The organism is Candidatus Zixiibacteriota bacterium (assembly GCA_040753495.1).
Taxonomy (GTDB): Bacteria; Zixibacteria; MSB-5A5; order GN15; family PGXB01; genus DYGG01.
Genome location: JBFMEF010000134.1, coordinates 1 through 16960, shown reverse-complemented (window position 1 = coordinate 16960; position 16960 = coordinate 1). Strand labels below are relative to the sequence as shown.

The following is a 16960-nucleotide window of genomic DNA, read 5'->3' as shown; positions in this document are numbered from 1 at the left end:
CTGCTCCTTGCGATGAATGCGAGCGCTCTGACCCCGGAGGAGAAAAGACACCTGGGTGATTGCCGCGATTGTGCCGGTATTCTTGACCAGTTGCAATCGCTTGATAGCACTCTGCGCAAATCGAAAATTCATTCCCTGACTCCCTCGGAGTCGGTTGGCTTTCAGGCGGCGCTTGATGAGAAAATTTCAAAATACCGGGAGCGTCTTCAAAACGGTCATAATCTTGCCCTCCGCTACAGCGCGCTGGCGGCAGCAATGGCGCTGTTGCTTTTTCTTGTTTTTGCCAATCGTCTGCAGTTCCCCGGTTTTAGTTTCGGACCGGAGGCGCAAGTGGCGTCTAATATTGATTCCGCAATTGAATCTCTGATGGCGGAGGAAGCGGCGTTGTTGACGGATGACGACCCGGTCATAGATGAGTCTTACCTGCGGGTAGTAGTTTCCGATTATGCCCGCAGTTACGGATATAATACCGGCGATATTCTGCTGGGAGAATTATCATCAGAAGAACTCGAATATATCAGGAAAAATTTCAAGATAGGGGATATACTATGAAAAGAATCTCTTTCATTCATATCGGCGCTCTGCTGACGCTCCTTCTGATAATGATGCCGTCGCTCTCCTTTGCCCAACCTCCGGAATGGGCCGGCCGCGGCGACCCGGAACAGCGAGCGCGCAACCTGGAGAATCTGCGGCTGCTGAAAATGATGGAATTTCTCGAGCTCTCCGAGGAGCAGAGCAGCCGGTTTATCTCTCGCTTTGTCTCTTTCCGCAAAGAGGACCGGGAGATCGCGGAATCTATCCAGAAGGAAGTGGATAAACTGGCGGAAATACTTAAGAGCGAGAACCCGTCCGAAAACGAAATTCGCAAGTTGGTGGCGCTGATTGACGACCTGCGGGAGAAACGCCACCAGAGCATAAACCGGTTCCATAAGGATATTGCCGGAATCCTAACCGCAGTGCAACTGGGCAGAGCCACCGTTTTCGAGGAGCGCTTTGAAAGAGAATTGATTTCGAGCGTGCGCGGCTTCCGCATGAAGCATATGCCGCCGCTGGAGCCTTAAGCGAAATGATTTAACATTATTTGAAAGGAGAAATGCTATGAAACGCCTGATCACCCTGACTGCCATCGCCTTCCTGCTGAGCGCAGTCTATGTCGCCGCCGACCCGGGTCAACGGGGAGGAGGACGAGGTCTCGGCCATCCGGGCGGAGGTCCCGCAGGATGTTTTGATGATGATGATATGGGCCGTCCGGGGATGCTGCTTCGCCTGGCTGATGAAATCGGTCTGGACGAGAGCCAGAAAGCGCAGATTCTGAAGATGAATGAGGAGCATGCCATCCTCCGCATCGACAAGGAGGCTGAATTGGAGAAAGCCCAGGTCAAGCTTCGTCATCTGAGAATCTCCAACGCTCCGGAAAAGGAAGTCCTTGCCGCCATCGATAAGGTAGGAGCCTTAAAAACCGAGATGCGCAAGATGCAGTATCAGCATCGCCAGAGAGTTTCCGCAGTCCTGAATGCTGAGCAACTGAAGAAACTTCAGGAATTGAGACCCGGTATGGGGCGCGGTGACGGTCCGGGCCGAGCCGGTCAAAAAGACGGCAGAGGCTGGGGAAGCTGCGATGGAAGCGGGCCGCATGGCCACAGAATGAACTGCGACTTCCCGTGCCGTCGGATGTAAGTTTATCCCCTTCCTCATAAAGAGAAGGCAGGCTATTAGCCTGCCTTTTCATTTTGAAAGACAGTTGATAAGCCTAACCAATTACTGTTAAATATCTTATGCGAATACTGCCATTATGGCATATTTTCTGACAGATTCGACTTGACTTCCAATCGTATAATTCGATATATATAATCATGATACCAAATGAACAATTCATTATTGATTTTCTCGCCTATAAGGCGGGACGGCCGCTGAAGGTTCGAGATCTTGCCAAAGCCCTTAACATTGCTGAGCGCGATTACTCCGCATTTCGAACCATGGTGCGCAAGCTTACCGAGTCGGGGCGGTTGGTGCTCCTTAAGAGCAATCGCCTCGGCGTACCGGCGGCGCTCAACCTTGTAATAGGAAACATCTCCATTTCCAAAGGCGGGTACGGCACGATTACGACTGAGGCTGGCGAACCGGTCGTGATTCTTCCGGATGACACTCTTACGGCGCTTGACGGCGACAAAGTTATGGTGCGGGTCGGGACCGGTCCTGAGGATGAACTCTCGGGAAAGGTGATTAAAGTGATTGAGCGCTCGGGGCGCGATATAGTCGGCACCTTCCGCGCCAAGAAGAATTTCAATTATGTCGTTCCTGACGACCGCAAGATTCATCGGGATATCTATATCCCCAACCAGTATTCTCGTAAGGCGCGTGACGGCGAAAAGGTGGTGGTTCGCGTCAGCGAATGGGAAGATTATCTGACTAATCCGGAAGGGGAGGTAACGGAGCGTCTGGGGATGCCGTATGAGCCGGGGGTTGACCTTTTGACGGTGATTCGTAATTATCAACTTGCCGATAAATTTCGCCCGGAAGTAATGGCCGAGGTGGAGATGGCTGAGAAGCTTTTTAGCCAGGACGAAATAGGGCGACGTCGCGATTTTACCGGTGAGACAATCTATACCATCGACCCGGAAGATGCCAAAGACCATGATGATGCCATCTCGGTGCAGAAGACCGCGCGCGGTTATCGTTTGGGGGTTTTTATCGCCGATGTGTCCCACTTTGTGCCGGAAGGAAGCGAACTGGATAAGGAAGCCTTCCGTCGCGGCAACTCGGTTTATCTTCCCGGCTCGGTTATCCCGATGCTGCCGGAAAAGTTGTCAAATGACCTCTGCTCTTTGAAGCCGAACCGGAAACGGCTGGTCTATGCCACTATTATCGAGTTTGACGATAATGGGAAAGTCCTCGGCTACGAAATCACTGAGGGGGTAATAAATTCCCGCGCCAAACTGTCATACGAAGAGGTCCAGGAATATTTTGATAAGGGGCAGTCATCAGACGGAATGGGTAAGGTTGCCGAAAACCTTTCTCTGGCGCGGCAGCTCGCGGCTGTTCTGACCAGAAAGCGGATGTTGGAAGGGTCTCTCGATTTCGACCTGCCGGAGGCGAAGATAATTCTTAACTCGCGCGGTGAGATAGTCGAAATCGGTAACCGCGTGAGACTGGAATCGCATCGTCTCATTGAGGAATTCATGCTTGCCGCCAATCGTGTGGTGGCGCTGCATGTTTTCCGCCTCGGGCAAAAGTTCCTCTACCGGGTGCATGATAAACCGGACCTGGAAAAACTGGAAGCGTTCTCTTATCTTGTCTCCACCCTGGGGTACAATTTTCCGGTCAGCGACCATATGAAGCCGCTTCAGTTCGCCCGCTTTCTCGATAAGATAAAGGGGAAACCGGAAGAGGAGCTTTTGAATGAGCTGATGCTTCGCTCGATGAAAAAGGCGGTTTATCAGCCGCAGAATATAGGCCATTTCGGGCTGGCGTTTTCGCATTATACTCATTTTACATCGCCGATTCGCCGCTACCCCGACCTGATTGTGCACCGTCTTCTCAAGAAGCTGAAAACAGGTCGTTACCCGGAGAAGCTGTATAAGAGAATTGATGCCATTCTGACCAATGTCGGGCGACACTGCTCTGAAACTGAACGAAACGCCGAAGCGGCCGAGCGCGAGGCGATTAAAGTGAAGCAGGTCGCCTATATGGCGGAAAAGATAGGCCAGGAATATAACGGCGTAATTTCCGGCATTCTGAACTTCGGTTTCTTTGTGCGGTTGGCCGATATCGGCGCCGAAGGAATGGTTCGTCTATCGACCCTGGAAGATGATTACTACAAATTCGACCCCAAGCATTTTCGGCTGGTGGGTAACGCCACCGGCAGAATTTTCCGTTTAGGCGATACCGTTCGTGTCGGGGTAATGTCGGTGGATAAGTCGCGGAATGAAATTAATCTGTATCTGATTCAGCCGGAAGGGAGCAAGAAAAAAAGTCGCAAAGGGAGAAGATACCGCCGATGAGCGCTTCGCTGGCGACACTTATCCGGCGTGAGACTCTGCTCCGGGAACCGTCCCTCGAAAACCGGCTGGCCGAACTGGGAGAATTGCATCATGATATCTCCCCCCTATACAATGCGCTGAAAGAGCGGGCCGTGGAACTGATTCTGATTGAAGCCGATTTTCCCGGTATCAATGCCGGTCTCATCCGGAAACTGCGACTGCGCTCCCCTCTGACTGATATCTGGCTTTTGCGACGGTTTCAGCCGTCGCCGGTTGCGGCTGATGATGGATTCTACGACGGCTCCATTTCCCTCGACGCCGGAATGGAAAGATTGGAAGAGAAGATAAAGCAGATATATCATCAGAAAGCGCTTCTGAGAAAATTCCAAATTGTGGGGCGCTCGGAGCAGATGAAACTGGTGGCGGAAACAATAGAGAAGATTGCTCCGACCGATATTTCGATATTGATTATCGGACCCTCGGGAAGCGGCAAGGAACTGGTGGCGCGGGCGATACATGAGAATTCATCGCGTTCTTCGGGATCGTTTGTCGCGGTGAATTGCGGGGCGCTGGCGGAAGGCGTGCTGGAATCTGAGTTATTCGGGCACGAGAAAGGCGCTTTCACCGGTTCGGTCGGCAAACGGGAGGGGCTTTTTGTTCAAGCTAATGGTGGAACCATTTTCCTTGACGAAATCGGCGAAACCAGACCGGATATGCAGGTGAAACTTCTGCGAGTGCTGGAAGACGGGATATTCTATCCGGTCGGCGGCGATAAACCGGCCCGTTCCGATGCGCGGGTAATTGCCGCCACCAATCGCGACCTGACCGAGGCGATAAAAGAGGGGCAATTTCGAGAAGATCTTTATTTTCGTCTGGGTGTGGTTAAGATTATGCTTCCGGCGCTATATGAGAGACGAGAAGATATTCTACCGCTGCTTTTTCATTTTGCTTCTCGGGAGAATCTGAAAGGATTCACCGATGGGGCGGTCGAGACGCTTCTTCGCTACGACTGGCCCGGCAATGTGCGGCAACTGCGCAACTTCGTTACTCGTATGGGAGCGCTTCATCGGCGCGATGAAATAACGGAGCGGGAAGTGGAGCAGTTTGTCCGGGAGCAGGGAATTTCGCAAAAGAATCTGCCGGTAGCGACGGGCCATACACCGGAGGAAGCGGGGCATGAGCTGATATATCGGGCGCTTCTTTCCCTGGGAAACGAGATTAGAATGCTTCGCGACCTGATTACCGCTAACCTGCCGTCACAAAACGGAATCAATGGCGAGTTCGAGCGCGGGACCTCCTTTTCGGGGAAGACGGGTGGCTCAATGCAGGATATGGAGCGGCAGCTTATTGCCGAGGTGCTGCGGGAAACCGGCGGCAACAGAAAAGCGGCCGCCCAAAAACTGGGAATCGGCGAGAGAACTCTTTACAGAAAAATAAAACAATACCATCTGAATTGAAAACAGGCACCATCATAGCGGTCCTGCTGCTGGGCGCGGCTATTTCCCTTTCCGCGCAGAATCTGGGAGGGAATCTTTATTCATCCAGAGACGAGCTTTTTGAGGCGTACCTCAAAGGAGATATCGATTATCAAACTTATCAGAATCTGCTGGAAATTCTGGAGACCGGCATAGACAGCACCAATCAGTTTCTGCTGGAGGAACTCACCGATTTCGGTTATTTTCTGACAGACGACCCGACCATGTTTACCCCGATGGAAACGGAACAGATCGAGGCAGCGCGACGACCCGAGGCAATGCATTTTCTGAGACTGCGACGTTACCAGGAACTTGCGGAGGAGGGCGATGCCGAGAACCGCTTTTATCTCCGATCGTCATTTCACCCGGATTGGAAAGTGCTTGTGCGCGGGGAAGACGATTATACCTCAGAGCCGGTTCTCAATGAGCGGTCGCTTGTAATGAAAAGCGACAATGGACCCATCCACAGAATGACCATTGGTAACTTCACCGCGCGATTTGGTCTGGGGCTGACTGTGGGGTATCGCGGCGGCCTGTTCTCCCGTACTGATAACTCGACGGAGGAATCAATATTGGTTCCAGAATTCCGCGGCTTTAACGGAATCTATCTTGAAGGCGGTCGCCGGAACGAAACAGCGCGATGGCTTTTTCACTACGACCGCGACGCCCGTCATCGCCTGAGCGCAACCGCCATATCTCTTGAGCGCAATCTGAAGCGCTTCCGCTTTGAGGCGATTGCCCTTGGCGCCGTGCTGAAAAACAGAACTCTGGATGAAAACTATTATCACTACCAGTATGGATTCTATTTCAATTATAAGTATCGGACAAACGAAATTTCGCTGGAAGCGGCGTCACAGAAAGAGTCGAAGACGGTAGTTCCGGCAGTTGTACTGGAATCGAAATTTAAAGTCGCACCGACAGCGCTGCGATTGGCTGTGTGGAAATATGATGATGATTTTATCAATATAATGGGTGGTGCACGGGCCGGTTCGACCAGCCGGTCCGTCGAGATTGACGAAATCGCTTTTTCATTCTCCGACCGGCGCAACAATCAAGCCGGATTTCTTCTTCGGGGCGACACCAGATTCGGCCGCCGCTGGCGTCATAATATCTCTCTCCAGCGGTTCGGCGCCGACCGTTTTTCCAGCCAGGGACGGTTATCGAGCTATCTCGAAAGAGAATTGTCCGCGGCGACCTCTATTCGTCTGTATTTTTTCCACAACAGTTATGATGAGATAATCGGTGCGCCGAGCTCCAGTGAAACCAGGATGGAATTTCAATACAAATTGGATGACGTTTTCCTGCGGACCTATTTCGGCTACAGTCGGGATAAAACCGAGAAGGAGTTTCTCTCCTATTTTATCAAAGCGCGAAAGAATCTGGCGCAGTTTGGACAGGTTGAGGTATGGCTGAACCTTGACAGGTTTAATCTGAATACCGGGCAGACCGACTACCTGTACGGATATATTATGGAGACAGTATCGCTGAACCCCAATTTTGATATGAGCGCCAAATATACCTATCGCTACAGCCGCGGCGCCGATGATAAGAATCGTCATTCCGCCTTTCTGGAAGGGCAAATGAGATGGTGAAAGCAAGGGTCATCATCGGTTTTGCTGTTTTTTTCCTGGTCTGTGGTTTAGGACGCTCGGTAAACGCCGACCTGATAATTAACGAAGTCATGGCCAATGAACCGGGTTCGCAGGTGACTCTGGAATGGATAGAAATTTTCAATAATTCCGACAGCGTCAAAAGCCTCTCCAACTACACTCTCGAAATCAACGGAACCTTGCTTCTGCTTCCTGATGACGTCATCACCGGTGGACAGTATTATATTCTCTGCCGAAGATTCGCGACATCGGGAACGGTTCCGGGATTTGAAGAAATCTGGGGGAATAATACCGGCGTCTGGGGTGACGACTTATCTAAGGAATTTTATCCGATTAATCAATTGACCGCCATGTCGTTGACCAACGATACCGGGCAGATAATACTCAGGTTTGGCGGCTCCACCAAGTCGTCCTTTGTCTGGAATCAGAATGGCGCCGACGGTGTTTCCTGGGAGCGATTCTCCCCGACCTCGGCGACCATTAGCAATTCCACCGACCCGCGCGGCGGCACGCCGGGCGAGATGAATTCCATTACGCCGCGAAGAAATGATTTATCGCTTGTATCTTTAAGCGCCTATCCGGCCGGCGCCGGCAGCACAACTCTTCGCTTTACAGTCGCCAATAGCGGCACGGATGAAATCGCTTCTTCTGATCTGAAATTTTACTATGACCTGGATAGGGATTCTGTGGTCAATGAAGGAGACCTTATAACGACATACTCTCTTTTCAATCTTTCTCCTTATGACACGATTGAATTTTCCGATGTCCTGACGCTTGAAGGCATCTATCCGACAGTACTGGCGCAATTGCCTGACGATGAACGACCCGAAAATAATATAAAATCGGCGCGAGCCACCGGAGAGGAATTTCCGCCGCTTATAATAAACGAATTTATGCCGTATCCCAGACCTCCGCTTTCTTCTGAGTGGGTCGAAATAAAGAACCGCACCGATTCGACCATTGACCTTGCCGGATGGAAAGTCGGCGATTCGTTGCGTCTGAATCTTATCCTGTCGGGAGCCCGTACCTTGGAAGCGGGGGAGTATCTGATACTGGCGCAGGACAGTGCCGCCTTTCGCGCCTTCTATGGCGATAATGCCATTCCCGTGGTGCAGCCATCGAGTTGGGCGGAACTGAATAATGGTGTTGACCAGGTTCGCCTCTATGATTCGAGCAATTTCCCCGCGGACAGTTTTCGTTACGGCTCAGTTTATCCCGACAATTACAGCTGGTCGCGGGGCGAAGAGGCGGGGAAAACAGAGCAGTGGGGACGTTCCATTGAACCCGGCGGAACGCCGGGAAAGATGAACCAAGTCTATTATCAGGCGTCAGCTTCCGCTATAAGTCTCAAAGTTGAACCGAATCCATTCTCACCGTCAAGAGACCGGCAGACCGCCATAACTTTTTCGATGCCACCCGGCGAGAATATGACCATCCGCATCTATGATACCGAAGGCCGTTTGGTCAAGACCATTCTCGATAATATGCCGGCGCTTGATGGGGTCGTTTATTGGGACGGCAAATCGGACGACAATCTTCGGCTCCGGGTCGGGATATATATTATCTATGCCGAAGTACATAACCGGGCGCAATTCAAGCAGACCGTGGTGATAGCGCCATGAGAAGATTTCTTCTGACAGGTATACTGGTTTTGTCGCTGTTTATTTCCGCCGACGGATTTGAAATCGGCTCCTCCCGCCGCGTCGCCGCCGGAGGCGCAGTACTTCTATCTGCTCCGGTCGCCGGCGATATCGTCGACTACCCCGCGGTCTATCTTGGCCAAAACTCCTTTGCCATAGAATCGGGATTTGAAAGGCGATTCGAACTTTCCGACCTGGATCGTATCTATCTTTCCGCCGGATATCGGCTGGGTGATTTTTCCCTCGCCGCCGGCGTTTCACAAAGAGGTAAGGATGATTACTATCTGGAGCGGGTCAATCGCGGCTCGGTATCGTATTATGCAGGCTTAATCTCGATGGGAGCCTCCGTTTCGGCGAAGTCGATAGAAATAGGCGAAGGGTACGGAAATTTCAGCGAGGTGGCTTTTGGTCTCGGCGGCGGTTTCAAATATGACATTTTGCGACTGGCGGTTTCGTTCGATAATATCAATCAGCCGCGGTTGGACAAGAACGCGCCCCGCGAGAATGTCATTACATCATTTCTGGCTGAAATGACCGGCGGTCCGAGGGTTTCTCTTCTGGGAAAGGCGGTACTGGAAAAGTCGGAGAAACCACGTCTGGCAATGGCGCAATATATCCGACTGATGGATGCTCATGCGCTTATCTGGAATATCACCGGCAATCCTCTGACTTACGGCGGCGGGGTAGAGATATATTACAGCGGATTTGCCATAAGTTATGCTGCCTCGTATCATCCGGCTCTCGGGTTCAGCCACAATGCGGCGCTGAGGTATAGCTTTTCTCCAGCGAAAAAAGGAACGGAGCGATGAGCGATTCTCGCAAACCGGCCGAAAGGGTCAGGGACTATGAAAGCCGGATTCTGGCGCCGTACGCCGCTTGCTCATCGAGGACTAAAGGACGCAAATATCCCCAGCGGGAGCATCCGTTGCGCACTGCCTATCAACGGGACCGCGACCGGGTCATTCATTCCGCGGCGTTCCGTCGGATGGAATACAAGACTCAGGTCTTTGTTAATCACGAAGGCGACCATTATCGGACACGGCTGACTCATACCATAGAAGTCGCGCAAATCAGCCGGACAATCGCGCGGGCGTTGGGCTTGAATGAAGATCTGGCTGAGGCGATCGCGCTGGTGCACGATTTGGGGCATACTCCTTTCGGGCATTCCGGCGAAGATGCTTTAGACGAGTTGATGGCTGCATTCGGGGGTTTTAATCATAACCGGCAATCGTTGCGGGTGGTCGATTTTCTGGAGCGCCGTTATCCCGATTTTCCGGGACTGAATCTCACCTATGAAGTGCGCGAAGGAATTATCAAGCATGAAACCTGGTCGCCGCAAATCTTGACTGACGAGTTTCCGCCGGATGAAAAACCGACCCTGGAAGCGGCGCTGGTCGATATTGCCGATTCTATTGCTTATAACAGCCATGATGTTGATGACGGGCTTTCGTCGGGAATTCTGGACCGGACGGATATGGAGCAGGTGCCGATTTTTAAGGATGCCGTGCGCGAATCGGAAAAACTGTGGCGCGAACTTGACCCGAAATTGCGACGGCATTCCCTGGTACGTCTTCTGGTGGACTGGCAGGTAACCGATTTGATCACTGAAACCTCGAATAATATCGACCGGTATGAAATTGACTCCCTTGACGCCGTCCGGCGTTGCCGTCAACCGATAATATCCTTTTCTTCTTCGGTTGCCGCGCGAGTGGAGGAATTGAAGCGGTATCTTTCGGAGAAAATGTATCGGCATCCGCGACTGCAGGCGATGTCGGACGACGCCCGGAAGGTAATTGCTACCCTCTTTCAACGATATAAAGAGGAGCCATCACGGCTTCACGGCAAATTCAAGCTCCGTCTGGGGAAAGAGCCGCGGGAGTTGATAATAGCCGATTTTATCGCCGGAATGACTGACCGGTATGCGCTGAAGATGTATGAGGAGCTGAAGTAAGGTTCGAAGGGCGAAGGGGCGCGGTATCGGTTATATCATGATTATTTCAAGCCTCTCTCGAGGGTTCACCTCGCAGACTACGAGCTAAACGGCTGAAAAAATCGCAGTCTACGAGTTAGAATAATCTAAGTTGCGGTTGAATCTTGGGTGTGGGTGGGAATTGTTTTCATTATATGGGAATGCTAAAATGCCTTGAACTGTCAGTCATTGAAGCAAGAGCTCCAGATTTATCTATAGACCTCAGTCACGGCAGTGACACCCCAGAGCACCACCATACATTCCTAGTCTTACTGAGGATTGAGTAAATCTAATTGCTGAAAGGAACCGCTAACCTGTGCGAATGATCTGATTGGTCACTCTATTTATCGCGTCATTTTAGAAGAACCATCTTTCGTGTCACCGCCTGGTCACCAGCGCGGAGACGATATAGATAAATACCCGAGGCGCAAGGCAATCTGTCGGAGTTATTGCCATCCCATTCCACCCGATACTTTCCCGCCGGCTTGCGCTCTTTGAGCAAGGTAATAACTTTCTGTCCCAGAATATTGTAGATATCCAGAGTGATATCGGCGGCGCGGGGGAGCTCGAATTGAATGACAGTACTCGGATTAAAAGGGTTGGGAAAATTCTGGGAGACAGTGAAGTTGTTCGGCAGAAGATTATCAGGGGTGTCCGCAACATTCAGAGGGATGTCGTTCATTATATAGTCAATCAAGGCGCGCGCCTGGTCAGGTTTCATATACCAGAGATGGAAGCCGAAAAGATAGGTAGTCGCCGCCGGACCGCGGGTGATAACGCCGACCGGATTGCCTTCCTGAAGCGATGTCCCGGGGTCGCGGGAGCGGAAGAGGTGCGTTACCTGGGCGCCCTCCTTGATTTTGAAGGAAGAAGCATACGGCGCAGTTCCGGGGGGCCAAAATAATTTTAACAGGGAAAGGAAAGGATTGCGGGTAGTATCGAAGGCGATGGAGGGGATATCCGGGTCGGTAGATTCGGCGTAGAGAAAGGCGCTGATAGAATCATAATCCGGATTGGGGGAATTATAAAAATAATACCCTCCGGTAACAAAAGAGGAATCAACATCGAAGAAAGGCGTCAGGAGCGGATTATCAAAGGCACAATATCCGTAGAAGTCTTCCTCGACGCTCCAGAATGGCGACTGCAGTCCGCCAAAGAGGGCAAGATGCCCACCGGACAGACAGAGTTTATGCAGCGTGGAATCAACGTCGGTATCCCGGACCAGAAAATTCAAAAGCAGGTCGTCAGCAATGACCAGTCGAAAGGGCATCATCTCGCGCCAGTGGAAGCAGACGGTGGAATCGCAGGGAGGTCGGAAGAGGGAATCATAGAGATTGTAAATCTGATAATCATAACCAGTCAGCAGCGATTGATAGAAATTCTTGACCGTGTCGTAATTCACCAGCGCCGGCAGTTTGGAGCGATTAGTGAGAACCAGAATATCGCGAGTTCGCAAAGTTCTGAAATGAGTGGTGACAGGTCGTGAAAATTCGGACTCAAAGCCGTACTTGTCAACCGCGGTCAGTATATAAATGGCGCCTTCCGCGATATCATTTTCGGTGAAGAAATGAACGCCGGAGTCAACCCGGGCATAGATTTCCATAGCGTAATAGAAGTACAAGGTATCGTCAATAACGACGGTATCAACGGGAGTTAATCTGCCAAGGGCATCCCCTTTATCATAGAAACGATGATAGCGGGTGTTGGCGGCGGCGCTGTCGGCAAATCGGTAGATATTATAATGGTCGATATCAATACCGGACGGAGGCAGCCATTCCAGGACGGCCGGTTCACCATCAGACACAAAGATATACTCGCTCTTCGGAGTTGGCGGCTCGTGGCGCTCAAAAAGCAGTACCGGCGCGCTTTCAGCGCCGACCCGGTCTCCGACCATATGCGCCACCGCTGCCAGGTAAGGATAATTTGGCGTCAGTCCGGAGAGTGTATGATGGAACGATGGCAGTTCATAGAATTCGGCCGGAGTGGTCGGTTTTAACCAGGGTGGGATGGCGCCAGGGTGAGGCAGGGAGTCGAGCGGAAGTTCATAGAGATTGAGGCGATAGGAGTTGATATCGTCAAAGACCCAGGGGTCCCATTCAAGAATGGCGGAGTCTCCGTTATGATATAAAACCGACAATCCAATGACAGGAAAGAAGGGGTCGATAAGAGAATCGACCATAAAATCAGCCCACCAGGAGTTCTCGATGAGACCGTACAGCCTAAGGTTGCTCAAGAAGGAATCTGGTTTATTCAGGTTGCGGCCGAAATTGTTGGGGTCCCAATGAACCCAGGTAGTGGTGAAAGTCGTCAAGATGACGCGTAGGCTGGAATCAGGAGGGAGAGTTTGAGCTCCCGCGGAAAGAAGAAATCTGGCATCAAATCCATTGGCTATGTCGGTGCCGCCGTCGATAGGCAAAATCCAACAGGAATCGAGCGTCTCCGGAGCCGCCAGGCGAATCTGGTCAAAATCCCACTCGGGATGGGTCATGATATAATATTTATTCCGGTCGCCTTCCGGGGTGCCGAGAAATCCACCGAAATCTCTGAAAGGGTATTCAATAGTGCCGCATTGACGGGGACCGTAATCCCGGAGAGGTTCCAAGTTAGAAACCCACCAGTTGAAATTATTGCTGGAGGGCGCAAAAGATGTTCTTAGAATCTTCGCCGCGAAGGCTCTGATGACACTGTTATCGGTGTAAATTCCATTCTCCGGGTCACCGTCATTGTCGATAATGTATCCGATTTTAAGTTCCGGTATGGAGCCGGCAATATCGTCCGAATGGATTTCAGCATTGGGGTAGATGCCGACATCACTGTCGAAATAGAATCCAACACAGGCATCTTTAATGGTATCGCGCCCGACATTGGTGATGACAATATCATACAGGATTATCATCTCATATAATTCATTTCGAATTACATGACTTCGGCTCGAGATTCTGAGATACATCGGGTCATAAGGCTGGAAGGGGAAAGGACCATAGGGACTGTCGGAAGGCGCTATCGTATCGGTGAAAAGAGCTCTCATCGTGAAATCAGAGAGATAGTCTATTCTTGATATGCTCGGTTGTGGTGGTCTCCCGGGCGGGTTCATTTCACGGATAATCTGCCAGCCGTCGTAGCCAACCGAAACCAGAGTATCGCCGTTGAGGATGCCACCTACCCAGATTGCGCCGGCAAAGAGATACTCCTTGTTGCTTCCGGGCGGGGACATAAATGAAGCCCGGGGCCAACCGGCGGCGGTCAGATAGTGCCCGTTTCCGCCACCTGCGCCAAACATGCCGAAACAATCAAAAGATGCGGAGACTTCCGCAGTTTGCTGCAGGGCTGCATAAACAGGCCAATTGATGTCCGGGTCGCTTTCAGTATCTTCCGTGAGTTTTATGCTCGCTGTGGATGGCGATTTGGATGGTCTCTGTAATTCTCCAGGATATAATGAGCGAGATGGTGATAATACCGGCAGACAAATCGAGATTGCAGTGAAAATGATAGCCAATTTAACGGTTTGCACTTTCCCTCCGACCACAAGGATTTATAGTACAATATAGACGAACCTCCGGCAGGCAAGTTCGATGGAAAGTGCATAAAATATCGGTTGAACCTGATGTCGTGAATTGAGCCAATAAACTGATTTATGGGGCCATCCAGATGACCGGAAAGTCACGCATTTGCTGTTTCCGGCGGTGCAGAAGAGTGAAGATTGATTCATACCATGGCTCGACACTGTTGTCGGTGCAGTCCTATCTCTTAGTGTTACAATAGATTAAATCTGTTCTAAAAGCGACCGATGGAAGGCATAGAATTTGCCCTGAAGTAGGGCATGGAATGTTATTTTGGCGCATATCGTCCCTCAGAGAAAGCGGCACTCTGTTTTAGCTCTGCCGAGAATCATAAGATGCTGGTCTGTTTTTCGATACCTGACGCCGGTATCAGTTTCAAAGCCCCGTTTGCCGGGGAGGAGCTTCATACCGAATATGCCTCGCTTTTGACTCTTCTGGAGTTCATCGAACTGAATCAAAAACTCTTTCAGGGAAAAGAGCTGTATATTTATGGTACCAACCTCGACCTGATAAACCAGGTAAATATGAAGGCGGTTTGTCAGTACGAATTCACGGAGCTGCTCAAGAAGACCCTTGAATACAAAGAGAAGTATGAATTCAGTCTCGGCTGGATACCGAAAGAAAACAACCCCGCTTTAGATTCCCTTTTTGATTGACAGCAGCGCGCTCCCCCCGTTAAATTCCGTCTGTGACACCGGCGGAACTCAATCGCGAAATTGAATCCGGCAAGTTTAAGCCGGTTTACTATTTCTACGGCTCGGAAGATTATCGGATGAAGGAAGCCGAGAAAAAACTGGTTTCCTGTTTTCTTCCGAAGTCGCTGGTCTCTGTCAATCATATCACCCTGACTGCCGCCAAAGGTAAGCTGCAGGATATTCTCAATGAACTGGCGGTAGTGCCGATGCTGGGGGAACGTCAGGTTTTTACCATAAATGATATTCAATCGCTGGTGCCTTCGGAAGTCGAGAAGATATTGTCGCTTCTGAGCCCGCCCGACCCCAACCGGGTTGTAATTTTGGTGACACCGGCTGCCAAGTACAAGAAAGATGCGGCGGCAATAAAACTTCTGATTAAGAAGACGGCGGAAGTGGAATTCGGAAAAGTCCGCAGCGATGTCGCGGAGCGTAAGATAGTTTCAACTCTGGCGGAGCATAAGATTGAGATTGATAGAGAGGCGGTAAGACTTCTGCTGGAGCTGAGCGCCGGTGATATGGGGGGGCTGACCGAGGAAATAAATAAACTTATCAATTATGCCGGTGAAGGGGGAAAGATCAGCCGTGAAGATGTGGCTTGTCTCAGCGCCGATTACCAGGCGTTCAAAGTCTTTGAACTGGGCGACTATGTGGCCGCGGGCGATTTTGACCAGGCTCTGGCAATGCTGGAAAATATGCTCAACAGCGGCGAGAAAGAATCGGGCGTTTTTTTCTGGTTGAGTAATCATTTTCAGGAGCTATATTTTGTCAAGAATGAGAAGCCGCTGCCGCCATTTCGGAAATGGATGACCGGCAAGTATCGTCAACAGGCGGCACGATTCGACAACGCCCAGGTAGAAGATATTATACTTCTGCTGTCCGAAGCCGACCGCGACTTGCGCGGAAATATTAAGCCGGAGAAACTGGTGTTGGAGAGACTGATTTTGAATATCTGCCGCATGTCCGGCAAAAAAGCGTAGGATTGATGAAAATTTTCCGGGAAGAAAACGAGCCGAGCCGGGTAAATAATAGAGGTGATGAGGTTGATGACCGCCGCCTGGTGGAATCTGCCTGCGGCGGGGACCGTGATGCCTACGGCAGGTTGATAGTCAAATATCAAAGGAAGGTTTTTCGAATGGTTTACTTGATGGTAGGAAGGTTCGACAGCGCCGAAGATATTGTTCAAGAAGCGTTTGTGAAAGCTTATCAATCGCTGGCGCGCTTTGAGAAAGACCGTCCCTTTTACCCCTGGATTTCTGCCATCGCTCGAAATCTGGCTATCAACCAGTTAAAGCGGGAGCTGCGGGAGATGCCGGTCGGGGAAGATGATGATTTCCTGCTGGAGAAGGCGTCGCCGGCGATGAACCCGCTCGAAGAACTTCTGGATAAGGAAAACGAGAAAAGATTCATAGCGGCGGTGAAAGGGCTTCCGGCGCCCTTCCGCGCCGTATTTATATTAAGGAGTTTTGAGAAACTGAGTTATGAGGAGATTGCCCGGGAACTGGGGATAACTGTCGGGACGGTCGATTCGCGTCTTAACCGGGCGCGGCAAAAGTTGATAGAATCACTTAAGGACCTTCTGTAAAATATGAAAGAATGCGACAAAATACGAGCCTTGCTGGGCAAGTATCTTGACGGTCGTCTCACCCGCGGAAAGATGGGAGAAGTGGAGAATCATCTTATCGGCTGTCCGGAGTGCCGTCGGCAGTTCGAGCAGATGAAAAAGTTGGAAAGCATGGCGGAAGACTTTCAGTTTGAGGGAAACGCCGAGTACTGGGAAGGGAGCAAAGAGAAGATACTTGCCGGGATACCGGATGGTCCTCCGGCGGATATTGTCGACGTACGGAGCAAGAGACGCTCCGAGAGCTGGGTACGGTTCGCGGCGGTCGCGGCATCCATAGTGCTGGTGGCGTTCATTTCATACTATGAAGGATGGTACAAGAAAGATAGCCCAGTTACGTCGCCCTCAAATGCGGTTGAAGAAGAAAGAGGCACGGAAAAAGACGAGATGAAGGCGACGGCAGGCGGAGGGGT

Annotated in this window: 14 protein-coding genes; 13 read left to right on the top strand and 1 reads right to left on the bottom strand. The window is 51.1% G+C overall.

Annotated elements, in window-relative coordinates; translation table 11 throughout:
• Nucleotides 1-12 precede the first annotated feature (12 nt).
• The 9 genes from AB1690_08840 to AB1690_08800 all read left to right on the top strand — a co-directional run bounded on the left by AB1690_08840 (nucleotide 13) and on the right by AB1690_08800 (nucleotide 10656).
• Nucleotides 13-552 carry a hypothetical protein gene (locus AB1690_08840; GenBank protein MEW6015415.1) on the top strand — a complete coding sequence of 180 codons (540 nt, stop codon included), beginning with the start codon at nucleotides 13-15 and terminating at the stop codon, nucleotides 550-552.
• On the top strand, nucleotides 549-1061 hold the full coding sequence (locus AB1690_08835) for a hypothetical protein (GenBank protein MEW6015414.1): 513 nt from the start codon (nucleotides 549-551) through the stop codon (nucleotides 1059-1061). The genes AB1690_08840 and AB1690_08835 overlap by 4 nt, the downstream gene beginning before the upstream one ends.
• Before the next feature lie 37 nt (nucleotides 1062-1098).
• Entirely contained in the window at nucleotides 1099-1677 is a 579-nt protein-coding gene (locus tag AB1690_08830; protein MEW6015413.1) for a hypothetical protein, read from the top strand.
• A 176-nt stretch (nucleotides 1678-1853) separates the two neighbouring features.
• Entirely contained in the window at nucleotides 1854-4001 is a 2148-nt protein-coding gene (gene rnr, locus AB1690_08825) for a ribonuclease R (GenBank protein MEW6015412.1), read from the top strand.
• Complete coding sequence (locus AB1690_08820; protein ID MEW6015411.1) at nucleotides 3998-5437, top strand: sigma-54 dependent transcriptional regulator; 1440 nt, start codon at nucleotides 3998-4000, stop codon at nucleotides 5435-5437. Before rnr ends, AB1690_08820 begins: the two co-directional genes overlap by 4 nt.
• Nucleotides 5434-7047 (top strand): hypothetical protein, encoded by a 1614-nt coding sequence (locus tag AB1690_08815; GenBank protein ID MEW6015410.1) that lies wholly within the window; start codon nucleotides 5434-5436, stop codon nucleotides 7045-7047. Before AB1690_08820 ends, AB1690_08815 begins: the two co-directional genes overlap by 4 nt.
• Nucleotides 7041-8687, top strand: coding sequence for a lamin tail domain-containing protein (locus tag AB1690_08810; GenBank protein ID MEW6015409.1), 1647 nt, complete (start codon nucleotides 7041-7043; stop codon nucleotides 8685-8687). The genes AB1690_08815 and AB1690_08810 overlap by 7 nt, the downstream gene beginning before the upstream one ends.
• Nucleotides 8684-9514 carry a hypothetical protein gene (locus AB1690_08805; protein MEW6015408.1) on the top strand — a complete coding sequence of 277 codons (831 nt, stop codon included), beginning with the start codon at nucleotides 8684-8686 and terminating at the stop codon, nucleotides 9512-9514. The genes AB1690_08810 and AB1690_08805 overlap by 4 nt, the downstream gene beginning before the upstream one ends.
• Nucleotides 9511-10656, top strand: a complete 1146-nt coding sequence (locus AB1690_08800) for a deoxyguanosinetriphosphate triphosphohydrolase (GenBank protein ID MEW6015407.1) — start codon at nucleotides 9511-9513, stop codon at nucleotides 10654-10656. The genes AB1690_08805 and AB1690_08800 overlap by 4 nt, the downstream gene beginning before the upstream one ends.
• Nucleotides 10657-11026: 370 nt before the next feature.
• On the opposite strand, the gene AB1690_08795 is transcribed toward AB1690_08800, so the two are convergent.
• Nucleotides 11027-13954: a T9SS type A sorting domain-containing protein gene (locus tag AB1690_08795; protein MEW6015406.1), complete on the bottom strand. Its 2928-nt coding sequence runs from the start codon at nucleotides 13952-13954 to the stop codon at nucleotides 11027-11029.
• Between the two features lie 540 nt (nucleotides 13955-14494).
• Between AB1690_08795 and AB1690_08790 the strand changes: the two genes are divergently transcribed.
• The 4 genes from AB1690_08790 to AB1690_08775 all read left to right on the top strand — a co-directional run.
• Nucleotides 14495-14890 carry a hypothetical protein gene (locus AB1690_08790; GenBank protein MEW6015405.1) on the top strand — a complete coding sequence of 132 codons (396 nt, stop codon included), beginning with the start codon at nucleotides 14495-14497 and terminating at the stop codon, nucleotides 14888-14890.
• 32 nt (nucleotides 14891-14922) lie between these two features.
• Nucleotides 14923-15906 carry a DNA polymerase III subunit delta gene (gene holA, locus AB1690_08785; protein MEW6015404.1) on the top strand — a complete coding sequence of 328 codons (984 nt, stop codon included), beginning with the start codon at nucleotides 14923-14925 and terminating at the stop codon, nucleotides 15904-15906.
• 5 nt (nucleotides 15907-15911) lie between these two features.
• Nucleotides 15912-16511, top strand: a complete 600-nt coding sequence (locus tag AB1690_08780; GenBank protein MEW6015403.1) for a sigma-70 family RNA polymerase sigma factor — start codon at nucleotides 15912-15914, stop codon at nucleotides 16509-16511.
• 3 nt (nucleotides 16512-16514) lie between these two features.
• On the top strand, nucleotides 16515-16960 hold a 446-nt coding region (locus tag AB1690_08775; GenBank protein ID MEW6015402.1), incomplete at its 3' end, for a zf-HC2 domain-containing protein.